We start from the raw sequence: 18,678 nt of genomic DNA, 5'->3' as shown, positions 1-18,678 counted from the left end.
CTTGTAAAACTTTTCTTACATGAGCCATCTCTATTCTTTTATATCATCGTAATCTAAACTAAATAATTACCAAGAGAAAATTACTCTCAATTCAAATTATAAAGCATCTCTATTTTTTATATCAACTCAATTCAATGCTTTTAGCCGCCCGAAAGCAAGCACCTGCGTATTTCCTCTATTCAGCGTCCGGCGGCACTCTCATTCAGTTCACATCAGGATTTCGTGGAAGAGGAGTGAATTAAAAGTTAAAAATGCTGATTCTCTTAATAAGATTCCTAAATTAAGTCTCCAAATGTTTCTCTTAATAAGACTCCACAAAAAAAGAAGGTTCCATGTAAGGAATCCTTTGCTACGTAAATAGCCCGGATTCCTTACATGGAACCTTCTTTTTACTTAGAACAATGGCACTATTGATGCCAAGGTTGGATGGTTATGGGCGAGCAGGAAGTCACGGAGTGACCACAGGCCGCCGATGATTTCTACGTAGTGGAGGCGTAGTTGCATGCTTAGGAGTGGGTTGTCTCCTTCGAATACGGGTACGCGGTCCAGGTTAAAGCGGTTTTCACCACTTCTTACATTCCCTGTATCAACGGTAAATGCTAAGCGATAGCCTGCTGCCTGAGCCAGAGCGTCTACTTGCGGGTTGGTAAAGCCGCACGGATAGGCGATGTATTGCACCGGATGGCCTAGGGTAGCTTCTAATAATGTTTTAGAATGGCTAAATTCATTAGCCACCGCATCGCTGGAGAGTTTCCGTAAATCTTTATGCGAATAGGTATGAGATTCAACTTCAAATATATGGCTTGCTTCCATTTCTTTCAGCTGCTCCGCCGATAAGAATCCGGGCGCGCCAATGGAGTCGCCAATCATAAACAAAGTGGCCTTCATGCCGTATTCTTTTAAAATCGGCATTGCTTCGGTATAGTTGTCTACATAACCGTCATCAAATGTGATTACGACCGGTTTACTTGGCAAAGGCAAATTATTTTGCAGATAGCCGTATAATTCTTCCATAGTAATCGCATGATAACCTTGCTCTTGTAAATATGCCATTTGATTTCTGAAATCCGAAGTTTTCATTGTCAATGGGGAAAATTTTTCATCATTCACTTGATGATAGTTTAAAACGGGAATCCCTCGCAGTGTATACACCGGTGCGGTAAAATAAAACACCAAAGTCGCAAACACAACTAAAATAGCGACTACACCAAAGACTTTACCTGTTAAACGTAACATTACGCTTTTAGCTCCTATGAAACTCTTGCAACTTATATTTTTGAAAACGCAGTCTAACTTTCTAATTACTGCTTACTCTTGCAACTTATATTTTTGAAAACGCAGGCTAACTTTCTAATTATTCCTTGCTATTTCATTATTTCATTGCAAACGACTAAGCTACTATTTTTAATCAAAATAGTAGCTTACTTTTATAATTAAACACCAGCCGAATTTTATTTAAAATTTCAACTGACATCTAATAATACGCCTATACTTTTAAATTTGCAATAGTTATTTTTTGAAAAATAATTTTATACCCTGCTGTAGTGTTTAATCTTTAATTTTGAAAAATAATTTTATGCCTTGCCGTAGAGTTCATGCCAAGCATTAGCCAAAGCGGCAAAGTCATCTAAGGTAAAGGTTTCACCGCGCAAATTGCCGTCAATGCCGGCTTTTTCTAAAATAGCCGCAATCTGTTCTTTAGCGAGACCGGTTGTTTTCATAGTGTTGCTAAATGTTTTACGACGCTGCGCAAAAGCAGCCTTAATAACGCGGAATAAGAGTTTTTCATCAGCCACTTGTACCGGCGGTTCCTTGCGCAAACGACAGCGAATAACTGCACTGGTTACTTCAGGTGGCGGCAAGAAGGATTTAGGCGACACTTCAAATACGATATCCGGTTCCGTATAGTACTGCACGGCCACGGAGAGTGCACCATACGCTTTGGTTCCCGGTTCGGCCACCATACGCTCTGCCACTTCTTTTTGCACCATTACGACGAGTCGCTCAATGGGAAGTTTCATTTCCAATAGGGACATAATAATCGGCGTCGTAATATAGTATGGTAAATTTGCCACTACTTTAAATGGCTTATGGTTCATTAATTCAGGAATATTTACTTTTAAAATATCGCCATGAATTATATTAACATTGTCATAGCCTGCTAAGGTCGTATCCAATACTTCCAACAAACGGCGGTCCAATTCTACGGCCGTCACATCCGCTTTACTCTGCGCCAGACCCTGTGTAAGCGTACCGATGCCCGGTCCGATTTCCAATACTGGCTCCCCCGGTACCAGCTGGGCTGCTTTAACAATATCATCTACCACATGGCGGGAGATGAGAAAGTTTTGTCCCAACTTTTTACTCATGTGAATGCCAAAGCGTTTGCATATGTAATGCACTACTTCGGGACTCGCAATAATTGATTCTAACATATATATCCTTTCAAAAGAGTACTTTAACTCAGTGTATTCGCACTACTGACCGATAACAATACAACCTATTATCATATCATGTAAGCGCCCGACTAGCCGATCATTATGTCGCGCATGGCCTCATTAAAGCCTTCACGGGTAACGCCGTAGTGATTTAAGCGGTATAAAAACTGCTTGCTGTTGCCATAACCGATGCCCAGTTTAGCACCTGCAATGGCGCGATTATCGGCGCTGCGCGGTGAACCGGTTAAGTTATGGGCCACCATGTCCTGCATGGTAAATTCTTCCGACGACTCAAGCGACTGCGTGTGTAATTTTCCTAACGCTTCACGAATGGCTTCCGGTGGTGCTTGCTCAATCCCAATATCATCGTTGGCGGTTGCTAAGTCGCGCGAGATAAATGCATGCTGCGCATCCGGAAACTTTTTGGCCAAGAAACGACGAATTCGTTCGCCCGCCGTGTCAGGGTCGGTAAAAATAATAATTCCTCTTTTTTCATAGGCAACTTGTATTTGCTCCAATACCCCTTTGCGTAAAGTAAATCCTTCGGTAGCAATACAATCAGCCTCTACTGCTTTGGCAATCTGCTGAATATCCGACTTGCCTTCGACTACGATTACTTCTTTTAACATAAGTATTTCCTTTCCACAATGGCCAAACAATCAACTGTGAATAACATAGGCTTTATAGCTACTTAATTTTACCAAATTTTTCAAAAATAATAAAGAAGAGGCTATAACAACATGCGGGTCAAAACGCATTTCGTTACAACCTCTTCTTACGACGAGTTTACATATTTAATTACTGTAAAAATTCAATTACTATGAAGTTAATCAGGCCAGAATTAAGTACTGAAAAACTTCTTTACTGTAAAACATAAACTTCTACAGAACGGCGACCGAATTCCATCGCCTCACCGTAAGATTCCATTAATAAGTCAATTTTGTGACCTCTAATAGCTCCGCCGGTATCCGCTGCTATAGCCATACCATAGCCCGGAATGTAAAGACGTGTACCCAATGGAATCACATTCGGATCCACTGCTACAACGCCTCGTCTGGCCACCATACCGGTAGCCGTGATGCCTCGACCATCACCATCACCCGGTAAATACGCTGACGCTTCCATAGTCAGCACCTCGCGATAGCGTACTACCCCACGAGAGGTTTCTACCACATCTCGTGAACCTTCTTTGATGATTGTCGGTACCATCCGTTTAATATCATTCTGACTAATAATTTGCTTTTTGATTTCCTTACCATCCTGGTACAAGATTTCCTCCTCAACGGCAACTAAACCGGGAGTACCCTCTTGGATAACTTCCTGTTCGCCGATGTGCATGGAGTCGTCTCGCTGACGAATAACCTGTACTTCTACAGGTTGTTCGTAAGTTTTTACAGAACGACCGGTTACATGAGCTATAGCAACCTCACTACCAGCTTGTAAGTGCTGATTGCTATCTCCCAATGGTACGTAATTAGGTGCATGATATCCCAACTCATCAGCTAGACCCTGGGCTGTCGTTTGAACGGTCATAACATCTTTAGCTACGCCGTCAATCGTTACTTTTACAGGAAATGCTCGTAGAACTGTTAATTGAGTTCCGTTTTGCAAAGTCTGCGTATTTAATAATACAGCATCTTTTGGCCCGAGCGTAATCCCGGCATCGTGTAAAATGCCCTCCGCTGAGTTGAGGTGTGTCCTAACAATCTGTGCTTGACCATCAGCTAAAATCGTAACCGATTTCTCATTCCAAGCAAAGCCTGAAATCGTCATAAACACGACCGCTAGGAGTAACAGCAAAAGTGACGTATGGCGTCTCAAGAGGGTCGCCATATTCTTCTTTTGCATTACTAGATATTTTGTCATCTAATCCCTCCTACCGCGCTATTCTACCACAAAGAGATACAGAGCGTCAACAAAACGGCCGGGCGGTATAAATAAATACAGTATCTTCAGATTTCTCTCATGTTTATATTTTTCTTTATTTTTCGTTTATGTCCGTTTACAATGTATGCAAAATAGCTATAATTACATTTATTTATTTTATTTATAATCTCGTCATTTTTATTTTATTCTCTTTAGGAATAATTGTACATGAAAATACACTACCAGCTCTGAACGCCTTTATATAAAGGGCTCACGGGTTTAATGTCAATAATCAAAAAGAAGTATCGACCTGATAATGGAAATCACTTTCTATTACAAGTCGATACTTCAGTAAGAAAAATTATTTGATTTTCTGATAATTACACAAAAATGTGTTTAAATGTTTTTTAAAACCAACCGCTATAATCGGCGCTTTGTTATTAAACGATTCGTGTAATTTTTCACTTCTAATTTCAGGCGTATACATACCTTTATTATGTCGTTTTTAAGGTTAATAACGGCTTATACATTAGCTGAAATCATATATAAGGCTTATTATTCCTTAAACATTGGCTGCATGCGCTCAACTACCGTCATTTTTGGATGTTCACTCGCCTGTTTGGCTTCTTTCATCAACATTTCTTGAGCCGAAACTTTGTCAGTCTTACTTACAAGCTTACGATAGGAGCCATCAGCACGCATTACATGGGCTTTTTGATTATCGTGAAGATATAAATCTAAAATACCGCGAACGCGTTCTTTATGGATTTTATCTTCAATCGGAATCATCAGTTCTACACGTTCATTGAGGTTACGCGGCATCCAGTCGGCACTGGATAAGAATACGCGGTCATTACCGCCGTGACGGAAGTAGAACAAACGATGGTGTTCCAAGAAACGACCAATTATAGAGCGAACCTGGATATTTTCACTCACATTCGGAATGCCCGGACGCAAGGTACAAATACCACGTACAATTAAATCGATTTTAACCCCTTTTGAAGACGCTTCATAGAGTTTAGCCAGTACTTCGCGGTCCAATAAAGAGTTCATTTTAGCTATCATATAAGACGGTTCGCCTTTTTCGGCATAGCTGATTTCTTCATCGATAAGTTCCATTATTTTTTCGCGTAAATTGAGAGGTGCTACGATGAATTTATTCCAAATCGGAGGATCGGAATATCCGGAAATTAAGTTAAAGAAAGCAGACGCATCTTCACCGTATTCATCATTGCAGGTAAAAATACCGCAGTCGGTGTATAAACGCGCTGTTTTGCCATTATAGTTCCCTGTTGCCAAGTGAACATAACGGCGAATAGCATCATCTTCGCGACGCACTACCATGGTAATCTTAGAGTGAGTTTTCAAACCTTTCAAACCATAGATTACATGACAGCCGGATTTTTCCAAACGACGGGCCATTAAAATATTATTGGCTTCGTCAAAACGCGCCTTAACTTCCATGAGGACTGTTACTTGTTTGCCGTTATCCGCCGCTTTAATAAGGGACGAAATAATCGGCGAGTTGCTACTTACACGATACAAGGTCTGTTTAATAGCCAATACCTGCGGATCATTGGCTGCTTGGGCTACAAAGTCTTCAACCGTTTTAAATGTTTCAAACGGATGGTGCACGAATAAGTCGTGACGGCGAATGAGGTCAAAAATATTTTCTTCTTCATGACCTACAAGATCGGCGGGCTCACAAGACTCAAACGGTGCATAGCGCAAGTGATCATAGCCTTCCATGTCGCAGAAGCCAAAATACGTACATAAATCGAGCGGACCTTGTACGATAAATGCATCTTTCGGTTTTAACTGCAAGCTGGTTAAAATGAAGTGCAATAATTCGTCGTCCGGTTCACCGGCTACTTCCAAACGAACCGTAGCACCACGGCGGCGGCGACGTAAGGACTCTTCCATTTCAAGAAGTAAATCTTGTGCTTCTTCTTCATCGATTTCAAGGTCGGCATCACGGGTTACACGGAATGTCATGGTATTTAAAATATCATAACCCACAAAGAACTGCTCTGCATAGAAGGTGATGATATCTTCTAAGTAGATGAAATACCGCTGGCCGTCTTTAGCAGGCACTTCTACGATACGATCGAGTACCGACGGAATTGGCAAAATGGCGTTCTTTGTTTCTTTATCCTCTTCAGTTTCCACAACAGAACGTTTAATTTGAACTACCGTATTCATTGTTTTATTTGCCAAGAATGGGAATGGATGGCCCGAGTCGATGGCAAGCGGTGTTACTACCGGATATACCACCCGTTCAAAGTGAATGCGTAGCCATTCCAACTGTTCCTCGTTCAAATCTTCCGGTTTTACAAAGTGCAAACCCTCTTTGCCGAGCATTTCCATAACATGGTTCAAATAAGTGTATTGAACACGCACCAAGCGCTTAGCGGACTCATCAATAGCACGTAATTGCGCCCGCGCATCCATGTGAGCCGCATCGTATTTAACGATGCCGTTTTCTTCCTGATGGCGCAAACCGGCTACACGAATCATAAAGAATTCGTCTAAGTTGGAACTGGTAATCGCAATAAAACGCAATTTTTCCATCAATGGATTCGTATTGTCTATCGCTTCTTGAAGGACGCGTTGATTAAATTTTAACCATGATAATTCACGGTTAAAGTAATATTTATAGTTTTCAAACATGCCTTATTTACCTCCTATGCGTAAGACCATTTCCAAACCAAAAACTTCACTAAAGTATTCTGCTTCTCGTTCAAAGGTCCATTTTTCCAAGGACAAGTCTTGCTTCGTCGTTGCTTTAACCACGATGCGTTTATCATTGCGTTCAATAGCCAGCTTCGACACTTTCAATTTATGACTTACATCCAAGGCACGCATGCAACGTAATACGGCCACGAATTTTGATACCCATATCTTTTGGACTTCTTTTAAATAACGGAAGTTTTCATCATCATCATCGGGTTTGCCCTTGTAATGGTAGAATACCACATTGGCTACCACTTCTTTTTCACGATCCGACAAGCCGAAAAGGTCAGTCCCCATAATGATGCGATACGCATGTTCACTGTGATTACGGAGACTCACGAATTTTCCCACTTCCGATAAAATAATCGCCGTGCGAAGTACAAATATCATGCGTTCGTTAATACCGAAATCCACTAAATGACGACAAAGCTGTACCGCAAAACGCTCAACCTGAGCAATATGGGTTTCATCAACCTGATAGCTACGCGCAATAGCACGAGCCAATTGTAAGTTTTGTTCGCGCATCACTTCAAGGAACCGGTTATTTTCAAGCTCCGCGCCCTTGTACACAATTACGCCCTCGGCAAAGCCGTAAGGGCTGATTAACAGGCTTTGCGGTCGTACCATTTTTAACAATTCCGAATACAAAACAATGGTCGGCATAAGGATATTAGCACGATATTCCGGAATACCATAGCGGTTAACGAGTTTGGTCGCTGTAACGCCATGGAAGGTGTCAACAAAGTCTTCAAATTGCTGCGGCAGTAAAGACATAGTTTCCTGACCATGCGTTTCAAAACCCATCAAATTTGCAATTTCACGAGGTTCATCGCCGGATAACACGAAATATTTAACGTTAAAACGACGTACTTCTTCCTCTAAAGGTTGCAACATACTGTGCAAATATTCACCTACCGCTGCCGGGAAGGATAAAGATGAGCGTTGAGTACGGTTAAAGGATTCCATAACGCGCAATGTACCTAAATGCACGTTTTCCTGGAATACCAAGGTCCCCTTTTGCCACACCGTAAGCCCTACGCCGCCGGATGTAATATCGATAAATAAGGCTGCATCTTTAGTCTTAGTAAGCCCTTGTTTCATCATATGATAGTACAATCCGAAGTATTTATAATAAATTTCTTTAGGCATGTCCACGACTTCTACTTTGAAGCCGGTCTGCACGAAAATTTGGTCCATAATACTGCGACGGTTTTCAGCTTCACGAACGACAGCCGTAGCATACACGGTATAATCCGTAACTCCGTATTCATCGAGCATTCGTTTATAACCTTTTAGCAGGCGACAAATTTCTTCGATTGTTTGGAATGATAATCGTTTGCTGTGAAACAATTCTTCCCCGAAGTTTACATCACGCGAAGCATAGTCGATTATTTTCACTTCATCGATAGTGGTGTATTCTACGATGGTAATACTCATACTGCTGGCTCCCAAATGGATGGCTCCATAAAGGGGCGGCTTCGATAATGCCATTATTTCCTCCTTATAAGGCTTCGCGCCACTCTACAATTAAATTCTTTCTAAAGTCCTTCTTACACTGCTTAATCAGCTTACCAATGACCACCTCCGCAATGGATGTGTTGCCGCCCGGCTTTTTCCAAACGGTCACATTAATTGTTTTATCAGTAAATTCAGTATTAACCAATACAGCCGATTGTTCATGGCTTTCGTCAATCGCTTCCGCTAAAGCTAATACTAAAGAAACTTGCGCTATCATAACTCGATCGTCCGCCGTCAATAAATGACCATACGGCGAGGCCTTAATAAATTTACTGTTAGTCCCATGAGAATTGGCTGCCACAAAGGCACAAATGGCCTGCTCTTTATGAGATAAACCGTATAAACTGCTGTTAACAATCAGATAGGCACTGTGACGGGCATGACCGTAATAGTTAATGGTCTTACCGATATCGTGGAGCAACGAAGATACTTGCAACAATTCGCGCATGCGCGGCCCCCATTGATATACCTTATCCCATTGATCATAGAGCATCTTCGCTAAATTCGTAATGTACTTGGCATGAATCAAATCGCCTTGTACCATGTTGAGTAATACATTTTCAGCGGAATGAAGCAGGATATCATCAACGATACCGTTTTCATTCATATAATTTCGGCCATAGTAACGATAAAATAAGCCGTCACGCAAACCGCAACCGCTGACACGAATAGTATTGGCATCAACGAACAACATAAGTTCGCGAATCAAAGCTGTCCCGGCTACGATGATATCGGCACGTTCAAAGGAAAGGCCGGAAATCTTACGGCGCTGTTCCAATGTACGGGTACATACATCTTCATAAATCGCATCTAAGCGTTCAAATGATAATTCATAATTATGCAGTTTTTCAATCGGATAATTATGCGCTCTTTGGTCAATTTTAGCCAAATTACGCACTGTGCCGCCAATCCCAACAAGCGGTAACTGTTTATCCTTCAGCCATTTCTCCTTGCTAAGTACATCTTGAATATGGCTGATTAAGTTTTTACGCTCTTTTTCAGACATTTCATCGCCGCTTTGGAATTTCCCCGTTAAAGTAAGGGCCCCCATAGGCAAACTTACACTATGTTTTACAGTTCTGTCTTTAACAAGTGTTACTTCAATGCTGGCGCCCCCAAGGTCAAAGAGGATGAAGTCTCGAAGGCCAATGGTATTCACTACCCCTAAAAATCCCAAATAGGCTTCTTCGGTGCCATCAATACATTCCAGGTCAATACCGGTACGCTCCTTAACCAACTTAAGGAATTCGTTTCCGTTTTTAGCTAAGCGTACGGCAGCAGTGGCTACGGCATATATTTCAAGACTATCCATGGCTTCTGCCATGTGTGCAAACGCCTTAAGTGTCATAATGGCACGTTCCATAGCTTCTTCAGTGAGTTTATTTTTCTCCCACATATTCTCACTGAGTCGAATGCTCTCCTTCTGCTGATAAATCAGCTGATAACTGCCGTTTTCGTTAATTTCAATAATAACAAAACGTACGGAGTTGGATCCCAAATCTATAAATGAAACACGCTTCATAATTCTACCTCTCGTCTAAAACAATATGTTACCTTAATCTTACCGAAACTGAAAGAGTATTTCAAGAATATTACATAATCTTTACACACTTTATACAAAATTTTTCCTTGTCATTACATCATCGATTCACTTCAGTTAAGACTGTAAATAAAAGAGCTCTCTTCGCAAAACTCACGAAGAGAGCTCTTATTGGTTACTAATATTTATACTATTTAATATTAAAAATTCGTTTACCGTTTTCAAGGGTAATGGCTGCTATTTCGTCTGCTTCCATACCGCGTAAAGCAGCAATTTCCTGCGCTACGAACTGAGTCTTGCTCGGATCGTTACGACGCCCTCTGAATGGTGGCGGTGTCAAATATGGCGAATCCGTTTCAATCAATAAGCGATCGAGCGGAACCTGTTTGGCCACTTCTTTCAACTTTGTAGACTTAGGAAATACTACCGGGCCGGCAAAAGAAATATAAAAACCCATTTTAATGGCTTCTTTCGCCATTTCCCAACTGCCGGAATAGCAATGGAAAATTCCATAATTCCCCTTGCCGTCAGTGCGGAGTGTATCCATAATATCGCCGTGCGCATCGCGGTCATGAATAATAATCGGCAAATCCACTTCGCGGGCAAGCGCCAATTGGCGTTTGAATTCGCGCATTTGCGTTTCACGATCGGAAAAATCATAGTAATAATCCAAACCAATTTCGCCGATAGCTCTTACCCGATCATTGTTAAGAGCTTGCTCTTTAAAGTATTCATAATCTGCTTCCGTCACATCTTTCGATTCGTGAGGATGCACGCCTACAGCTGCATACACATAATCGTATTTCTCAGCCAAAGCGATACCGGATTCCGCCGTGCCGCAGTCAACGGCGGGACACATAATATAGCGAACACCTTGCGCTCGACAATCTTCCAACATGGCTTCACGGTCATTGTCGAAACGATTATCGTTAATATGCGCATGCGTATCAAACAATTCCATCTTATTTCACCAAACTTCCCGGAATAAGCGATTCGATATTGGTTACTTCTAAATTATCGGCAAAGTCGGAGGCAGATAAAATCATGCCGTACGATTCAATGCCCATGAGTTTCTTAGGTGCCAAGTTGGCAAGGTAAATTACTTTCTTACCAATCATATCTTCCGGTTCGTAGTATTGAGAAATACCACTAACTACGGTGCGTTCTTCCACGCCCACATCTAAGACAAATTTTAAAAGTTTCTTGGATTTTTTAACTTTTTCACAAGAAATAACTTTAGCTACGCGCAAGTCCAGTTTGGCAAAATCGTCATATTCCACATTGTCTTTAATCGGCGGAATTTCCTGTTCACCTGCTTCGGCAGTTTCATTGGTGCGATCTGTTTCATCCGCACTTTCCGTACCCGTTTTAGCGGCCGCTTTTTCGTCTGCTTTAGTTTCAGTAGCTGCCGGTGCATCTACCATTTCAGGTACTTCGAAACGAGGGTAAATCGGTTCCCCTTTTACTACTTTCGTGCCGCTGGCTAAACCGCCCCACTGACGCACATCGTCAAGTTTGGCATCGGCAAAACCGGTAATGCCTAATTGTTCCCAAATCTTTGGTGCCCCTGTAGGGATTACAGGATCAACTAAAACGGCGATAATGCGTAAAGCTTCCGCCAAATGATACATTACGGTCTGCAATTTTTCAGCATCCCCCGCTTCAGCCCCTTTGGCAAGTACCCAAGGCATAGTTTCATCAATATATTTATTGGTACGACCGATGAAGGCCCAAACAGTTTTTAACGCACGGTTCAAGTCGAAGGCTTCCATGTAAGTTTCGTAGTCTTTAACAGTTGCTTCCGCCATAGCCGCCAAATCTTTGTCATATTCACTGACGGAAGGCATAGCCGTAATCACGCCGCCGTGATATTTTTCAATCATTGCTACGGTACGATTTAACAAGTTGCCCAAGTCATTGGCCAAATCGGAGTTAACGCGCTGTACAAAGTTAGGTAATGTAAAGTTACCGTCATTGCCCAAGTGAATTTCACTCAATAAGTAATAACGAAGGGCATCGGAACCGTACATATTAATGAGCGGAATCGGATCCACCACGTTACCGAGGGATTTACTCATTTTGGTGCCGTCTACAACGAGCCAGCCGTGGCCAAATACTTTTTTAGGAATCGGCAATTCAAGGCTCATGAGCATAATCGGCCAAATGATGGAGTGGAAACGAACGATTTCCTTACCTACCAAGTGAATATCAGCCGGCCAGAATTTTTTGAATAGGCTGTCATCTTCTTCCAATGGATTCAAAGCACTGATGTAGTTCACAAGTGCATCAAACCATACGTACACAACATGTTTAGGGTCAAACGGTACTTTAATGCCCCAGTCAAAGCTGGTACGGGATACGGCCAAATCTTCAAGGCCCTGTTTAACGAATTGAATCATTTCATTACGACGCGCTTCCGGCTGGATAAAGTCAGGGTTTTCATCGATAAATTTGAGCCATTGATCGGCGTATTTACCCATTCTGAAGAAATAGCTTTCTTCTTCTACCTGTTCTACAGGACGACCGCAATCAGGACAAGTATGGTTAGGACCCAATTTCTGTTCGGTCCAGAATGTTTCGTCCGGTGTGCAATACCAACCTTTGTATTTAGCTTTGTAAATATCGCCTTTGTCATAGGCTTTTTGGAATAAGTACTGAACTACTTTTTCATGACGTTTTTCCGTAGTACGGATGAAATCATCATTGGAAATGTTAAGGGCTTTCCATAATTCTTGGAAGCCGGTAACAATTTTAGTTGTATATTCAAGCGGCGTAATCCCCATTGCTTCGGCAGCACGTTGGATTTTTTGGCCGTGTTCGTCAGAGCCTGTCAAAAAGCGCACATCATAGCCGGCGCGGCGTTTGAAACGCGCTACCGTATCGGCAATCGTCGTACAATAGGTATGACCGATATGAAGCTTGGCACTTGGGTAATAAATTGGTGTTGTAATATAAAATCGTTTGTTGGTTGTATCTGACATACAATAACCTCCTCTTATTCTATAACAAGGTGTAGCCTTATAAATTTAATTATTTATCATTCACGGTTTCATCAATCTAAACATTTAATGCCTAATCGATTTATGTGTCCTGTGCCGCTTCAACGGCATTGTACACATCGCGTCTGGCTACGCCCAGTCGTTTGGCAACTTCGCGTATTGCTTCTTTTTTAGCCGTTCCGGCTTCCATAAGCATCATCACAGCACTTACATAATCATCAGTTGACATTGTTTCTGGCGCTCCCGCCTCAGCGTGAACGGTGGCGGCACCGCCTACGACCAAAACAAATTCACCTTTAATGGTAACCAAATCCTCCGCTTTTTGCAAAGCTTCCAAATCGGTACGCACAAAAGTTTCAAACTTTTTAGTCAACTCCCGCCCTAACACAATTGGACGATTGCCTAAGTATTTATATAACTCCTGTAATGAAGCTTGTAAACGATGAGGCGCTTCATAGAACAATAAAGTGCCTTCATAAGTAGCCACACGCTCCAATAATTCTTTGCGGTGGCTGCTTTTCTTTGGTAAAAAGCCCAAAAAAGTAAACTCCCTCGTATCGAGCCCCGACGCAATGAGTGCCGTCAAGGCCGCATTCGGCCCGGGTAATGGAACCACCGGAATTTCCGCGTCTATGGCCGCTAATACAAGATCGGCGCCCGGATCGGAAATAGCCGGCATACCTGCATCACTGATAACCGCCACATCGTGACCACTTAGTAACAACTCCATTAAGGGCTCTTCCTTCGCATCCTTATTATGCTCATGATAGGATATTAAAGGCTTTTTAATATCAAAATGTTTTAACAATAAGCCGCTGTGCCGCGTGTCTTCGGCCGCTATGGTATGCACTTCCTGTAAAACACGGACAGCCCGATAGGTCATATCTTCCAGATTGCCTATGGGCGTAGGTACTAAATATAAAGTTCCCTTAGTCTCTGTCATACCAACTACGCACCTCCTCACTGTACACATTCGGTGTGTCATAAATATATAAAGGGGCTTCTGTAATTAAACCGACCTGCCCCGCCTTACGTGCTTCAATAAGAACCAATTTAGCCGCTTTGCCCGGCATACTGTGGACAAAACGCATTCGCTTCGGTTCTAATTTCACTGCTTTTAACGAACCCAATAAATCCATCAAGCGACTTACCGGATAAATCCAAAAAGCCTGTCCCTGATATTTTACGAGCTTTGCTACTGCCCTTGCAATATCCGTAATATCATACATTGTCTCATGACGAGCTAAACTCACATCAGAAGATTGGGGTATTGCTCCCTGCGAAGCCGTAAAATATGGTGGATTGATAAGAATTGCATCAAATCGCTCCACCCATTCAGGACCTTCAAGCTTACAGTAATCTGCTTCAACCAAAGAAATTTCCGTTTCTTTGTGATTTAATATAATATTACGGCGCGCTAAATCGGCCAGCACCGGATTAACTTCAATGGCCGTAATCTGCTTGGCGCCGAGAGCGGTCATGAGTAAAGGAATTACCCCTGTTCCCGTGCCTAAATCGGCATAGCGGCGCTTTTCACTAAGTTTTGGAAAATGCGCCAGCAACACCGCATCAATAGCAAAACGGAATTGATCGGTCCGCTGCCACAGCTTCATTCCGCCAATCAATAAATCATCAAGTCGCTCTGCATTATTCTTCATCAGGCAATACGATATCAGTCCACGGCAAGTCGATAGTACGACCTTCTTCCAGCTGTACTTTTACCGTTTTCTTGTTGCGATTAATCTTCAATACCTTGCCCATACCTTCATCGGTTACTACATCTTTACCGATGCCCGGCGGTTCTACAATAACGGGCGCCGCTTTCGTTTTCTGCGTATATAAATCGCCGCCCTTGTCATACAAATCATTTTCATAATTTAAGCAGCACATCAAACGACCACATACACCGGAAATCTTCGTTGGATTAAGGCTTAAATTCTGATCCTTAGCCATGCGAATCGATACGGGCGAAAAATCCCCGAGGAATGTGGCACAGCATAAAGCACGGCCGCAAGCACCGATACTGTTTAAAATTTTAGCTTCATCGCGCACCCCTACCTGACGCAATTCAATACGCGTACGGAATACGGTGGCTAAATCTTTAACCAAATCACGGAAGTCAATGCGTCCGTCAGCGGTAAAGAAGAAGATGATTTTGTTCATGTCGAAAGTATATTCAACATTGATAAGCTTCATCGGCAATTTGCGGTTGGCAATTTTCTCCAAACAAATCTCAAACGCCTTTTCTTCACGCTGCTTATTTTTTTCTACTTGTTTGTAATCTTTCGGGGTGGCCTTACGAATTACGCTTTTAAGCGGTTGAATTACCGATTCTTCGTCCACTTGGCGCGGTGCAATTACCACATCGCCGAATTCAAGACCGCGAGCCGTTTCAACAATAACACCGTCACCTAAGTTCAAGCTGGCACCACCGGGAGCAAAATAATAAATTTTACCCGCTTTTTTAAATCTAACACCGACTATGGTTGTCACTGGGTGTCCTCCTTTAAGGCTTGGCGAAGGGCAAGCAATACGCCATCCATAACCAAACCTGCTTTCACATTTAATCGAAGTGCCTCTTCTGCCGCCAGCGTTTCCCGCTCTACGGTCAATAAGGTTTTCACCTTCCATGACGATAAGATTTGCAGCAAACGCTCTTTATGGAGAGGACACTGTAGTACATCATCCGGCGCACCGGCTCTTAGAGCCATCATATCGCGCGCCAAGAGCCGCAACCAGCCCATTAACTCGCGCATGTCATCGCGTTTAAGGGATTCCGTTTGCAGACTCAACTGTGTAAAAAACAAAGCTTTCGGCAGCTGTTCCAACATTTTGACGGCCTGTTCCAATAGTGGCAACGTGCCTCTCAGGACCAGCTCACGAACCAAATCAGGATTGCCCTGACCGGCTCCCAAAGCTTGTTGTAAATCTTCGGTGAAGCCTTCCTTACGCAGTGCCGCCGTAATAATATCATTACTTACCGGCCCGAAAGGAACCAGCATGCACCTTGATTTAATAGTAGGTAACACCGAAGCAATTTGATTCGTTATAATTATGAAAAAAACATCAGCCGGCGGCTCCTCAATAGTTTTTAACATGGCATTGGCCATGACTGCATTAGCCGTTTGAAAATCTTCTACGATAACAACTCGTCGGCCGCCACCGGTACGCCCTAAATAGGAACCTAACAGCTCATACCACTGCTCTACCTTCAGCATATTCTTCATCGGCCGTAACCAAAAAGCCTGACCGCCATCAACGTAAATAGGAAGGCCTTCCGCTTCCGTTTTTTTCTCCGATTCGCCATCCGCTTGACGAGCATTCGCTACAGCTTCTAAAAACTGAGCGCCTCCATCAGCCGAAAAGACTTGTCGACCTATTAATAAAGAAGCTAAGCCAATAGCCGTATTTAATTTTCCCAAGCCCTTTTCCCCATAAAATAACAAACTATGGGGTAAGGTACCGCGCTCTACCAAGATCGTCAAATGGTCGATTATGGCCTTTTGACCGATAACTTGCTCAAAATACGACATGGTGCCTCCTCAATGTATTACAACATATTTATTATATACCGTGAAGCCCCTAAAAAACAACTCAAAGCGAAGGCTCTAAGTCATTCAATACGGTAGCTACTGCGTTATACACATCCTCATGAATAGCTTCTATGGTACGAAGTTTCATATGTTCATCGGCACAAGCTATACGCTGCCAATCATAGCGTGCCACCAATTCATCATAGGCCCCGTGAACACGGCCCAAATACGCATGGTCTTTCTCATGAATATCGCCGGTAGCGCCACCGGTTTTATGTTTGCGCTCCGCCATAAGTGCTTCGCTTACTGCAAGGGGCATATCCAGTAAACATACCGCATCAGGTCGCGGTAAGCCGAATTTTACGAACTCAAAATCTTCCAACCAGTCGAGGAATGCCTTGCGTTCCGCCGGGTCTTCATATTTTACCATTTGATGTACCATATTGGAGGTCGTATAGCGATCGGCTAAAATAATGCCCCCTTCTTCGTAGAAGTTTTGCCAATCCATGCGAAAAGAAGCAAATCTGTCCACAGCGTATAAAGAGCTGGCCACGAAGGGATTTACATCGGACGGTTTTTTACCGAAATCACCGGCTAAATACATCTTTACCGGCATGGCGGCCGGACTGTCGTAATTGGGAAAACTCACGGACTTTACCTTATAGCCTTCTTTGAGTAAACGTTCTTTCAATAGCGCTGTCTGCGTAGCTTTACCGCTACCATCGCCACCTTCAATAATTATTAAACGGCCCACAGGTCACACCTCATTTACTAATAATACGAATTGTTTTTAATGTTTTATCAGCGCAGCCATTTGGCAAAAAGCCCATGGCTTGCCGCTCCTTAATATAGGCCAGCACCGTCGGTGTAATTCGTTCGCCTACGCTGACAAAAGGAATCCCCGGCGGATAATAACTGATAGTCTCACCACTGATTTGCCCTGCCGCTTCTGTAAGGGCTACAGTTTCTGTTTTACTGTAAAAAGCCTCACGCGGCGTCAGCACCACTTCCGGACTTGGTAAACGCGTGCCTGCAGCCAATGGTTTTGCCTGAGAGACTGATTGCGCGCTATCCTTTACAGTAGCGGCCACCTTACTTACCACAACATCCTTACTTACGGCAGCTACCTTACGTACCGCGTCGACCAATCGATTAATGCTATCCTCCGTATCCCCCATCGTAATAAGCACCAACACATGATACGCCTGCACCAATTCAACCTCGATGCCTTCTTTGCGGAGCAGTTTTTCCGCTTCAACGCCGGTCAAACCGAGCTCGTAAAAATCAATGAGCACCTTGGTCGCATCATAGTCATATAAACCGGTAAAATCTTCCGCAGCCGGTACATTAATCCCCGGAATACGGCGCAATTCCCGGCGCAATTCCTGTGCTAATTGTTCCGCCTTGGTAACCAACTCGTGGCCTTCCGTCGCCATTTGCTGACGAGCCATATCAAGGCTGGCCAGGAATATATAATTCGGACTGGTACTCTGCAAAATCTGATGCACCTGCGTGATGCGTCGTTCATTGATGAGCGCCCCCTGTCCATGGAGCATCGATGTTTGCGTCAAGGATCCGATTAATTTATGAGTGCTCTGTGCCACTAAATCGGCACCACAGGCCAAGGCGCTTTTTGGTAACTGTTTGCCAAACGGCAAATGGGCGCCATGAGCTTCATCTACAAGGACAATGACACCTTTCTTATGAGCTAATGATACTATAGCTTCCAAATCAATGGCAATGCCATAATAGTTCGGGTTTACCAAAACGATGGCCTTCGCCTCCGGATGCGCGTTTAAAACTGTTTCTACTTCAACCGGTGTAGTCCCCAAAGGTACACCCCAACGCTCGTCAAACCGCCCTTTTAAGTAGACCGGCTTGGCGCCGCTTAAAATTAAACCGCCCATTACTGAGCGGTGTGCTTCACGGGGAATAATAATCGTATCACCGGGTCCCACCGTGCCCATAATCATAGTTTCGATTAGAGCGGTAGTTCCGTTTATAGAAAACCACGTATGGTCGGCACCATATAATCGGGCCGCCAAATCTTG

General features: G+C 43.2%; 15 protein-coding genes. All 15 read right to left on the bottom strand.

All coding sequences use genetic code 11. The annotated features are described in order from the left end of the window. Positions 1–393 precede the first annotated feature (393 nt). Positions 394–1,236 (bottom strand): polysaccharide deacetylase family protein, encoded by an 843-nt coding sequence (locus E7204_RS04230; protein WP_295181867.1) that lies wholly within the window; start codon positions 1,234–1,236, stop codon positions 394–396. Between the two features lie 338 nt (positions 1,237–1,574). Further along, complete coding sequence (gene rsmA / locus E7204_RS04225; protein WP_127059010.1) at positions 1,575–2,435, bottom strand: 16S rRNA (adenine(1518)-N(6)/adenine(1519)-N(6))-dimethyltransferase RsmA; 861 nt, start codon at positions 2,433–2,435, stop codon at positions 1,575–1,577. Positions 2,436–2,527: 92 nt separating this feature from the next. Continuing rightward, positions 2,528–3,067: a ribonuclease M5 gene (rnmV, locus tag E7204_RS04220; RefSeq protein WP_021842391.1), complete on the bottom strand. Its 540-nt coding sequence runs from the start codon at positions 3,065–3,067 to the stop codon at positions 2,528–2,530. A gap of 232 nt (positions 3,068–3,299) precedes the next feature. Further along, on the bottom strand, positions 3,300–4,304 hold the full coding sequence (locus E7204_RS04215; RefSeq protein WP_127059008.1) for a 3D domain-containing protein: 1,005 nt from the start codon (positions 4,302–4,304) through the stop codon (positions 3,300–3,302). 555 nt (positions 4,305–4,859) lie between these two features. Further along, positions 4,860–6,974, bottom strand: a complete 2,115-nt coding sequence (locus tag E7204_RS04210; protein WP_295181860.1) for an RNA degradosome polyphosphate kinase — start codon at positions 6,972–6,974, stop codon at positions 4,860–4,862. A gap of 3 nt (positions 6,975–6,977) precedes the next feature. Continuing rightward, positions 6,978–8,528, bottom strand: coding sequence for a phosphatase (locus E7204_RS04205; RefSeq protein ID WP_295181857.1), 1,551 nt, complete (start codon positions 8,526–8,528; stop codon positions 6,978–6,980). Positions 8,529–8,538: 10 nt separating this feature from the next. Beyond that, positions 8,539–10,077, bottom strand: coding sequence for an exopolyphosphatase (gene ppx, locus E7204_RS04200; protein ID WP_295181855.1), 1,539 nt, complete (start codon positions 10,075–10,077; stop codon positions 8,539–8,541). Positions 10,078–10,285: 208 nt separating this feature from the next. After that, the gene (locus tag E7204_RS04195) at positions 10,286–11,056 is read right to left on the bottom strand and encodes a TatD family hydrolase (RefSeq protein WP_295181851.1); all 771 of its coding nucleotides are present in this window, start codon (positions 11,054–11,056) and stop codon (positions 10,286–10,288) included. 1 nt (position 11,057) lies between these two features. After that, positions 11,058–13,076 (bottom strand): methionine--tRNA ligase, encoded by a 2,019-nt coding sequence (gene metG, locus E7204_RS04190; RefSeq protein ID WP_295181848.1) that lies wholly within the window; start codon positions 13,074–13,076, stop codon positions 11,058–11,060. Positions 13,077–13,176: 100 nt separating this feature from the next. Next, positions 13,177–14,037, bottom strand: coding sequence for a 16S rRNA (cytidine(1402)-2'-O)-methyltransferase (rsmI, locus tag E7204_RS04185; protein ID WP_295181845.1), 861 nt, complete (start codon positions 14,035–14,037; stop codon positions 13,177–13,179). Then, positions 14,024–14,752, bottom strand: coding sequence for a methyltransferase (locus tag E7204_RS04180; RefSeq protein ID WP_295181842.1), 729 nt, complete (start codon positions 14,750–14,752; stop codon positions 14,024–14,026). Before E7204_RS04180 ends, rsmI begins: the two co-directional genes overlap by 14 nt. Beyond that, complete coding sequence (locus E7204_RS04175; protein WP_295181840.1) at positions 14,742–15,587, bottom strand: stage 0 sporulation family protein; 846 nt, start codon at positions 15,585–15,587, stop codon at positions 14,742–14,744. The genes E7204_RS04180 and E7204_RS04175 overlap by 11 nt, the downstream gene beginning before the upstream one ends. Beyond that, positions 15,584–16,627 (bottom strand): hypothetical protein, encoded by a 1,044-nt coding sequence (locus E7204_RS04170; protein ID WP_295181837.1) that lies wholly within the window; start codon positions 16,625–16,627, stop codon positions 15,584–15,586. Before E7204_RS04170 ends, E7204_RS04175 begins: the two co-directional genes overlap by 4 nt. Positions 16,628–16,688: 61 nt before the next feature. After that, positions 16,689–17,381: a thymidylate kinase gene (locus E7204_RS04165; RefSeq protein WP_295181834.1), complete on the bottom strand. Its 693-nt coding sequence runs from the start codon at positions 17,379–17,381 to the stop codon at positions 16,689–16,691. A gap of 10 nt (positions 17,382–17,391) precedes the next feature. Continuing rightward, positions 17,392–18,678: aminotransferase class I/II-fold pyridoxal phosphate-dependent enzyme (locus tag E7204_RS04160; RefSeq protein WP_295181831.1), on the bottom strand; the 1,287-nt coding region annotated here is incomplete at its 5' end.

Origin of the sequence: Veillonella sp. (genome assembly GCF_015058545.1) — a bacterium.
GTDB lineage: Bacteria > Bacillota > Negativicutes > Veillonellales > Veillonellaceae > Veillonella_A.
This window is presented reverse-complemented; position numbering and strand designations above follow the sequence as displayed.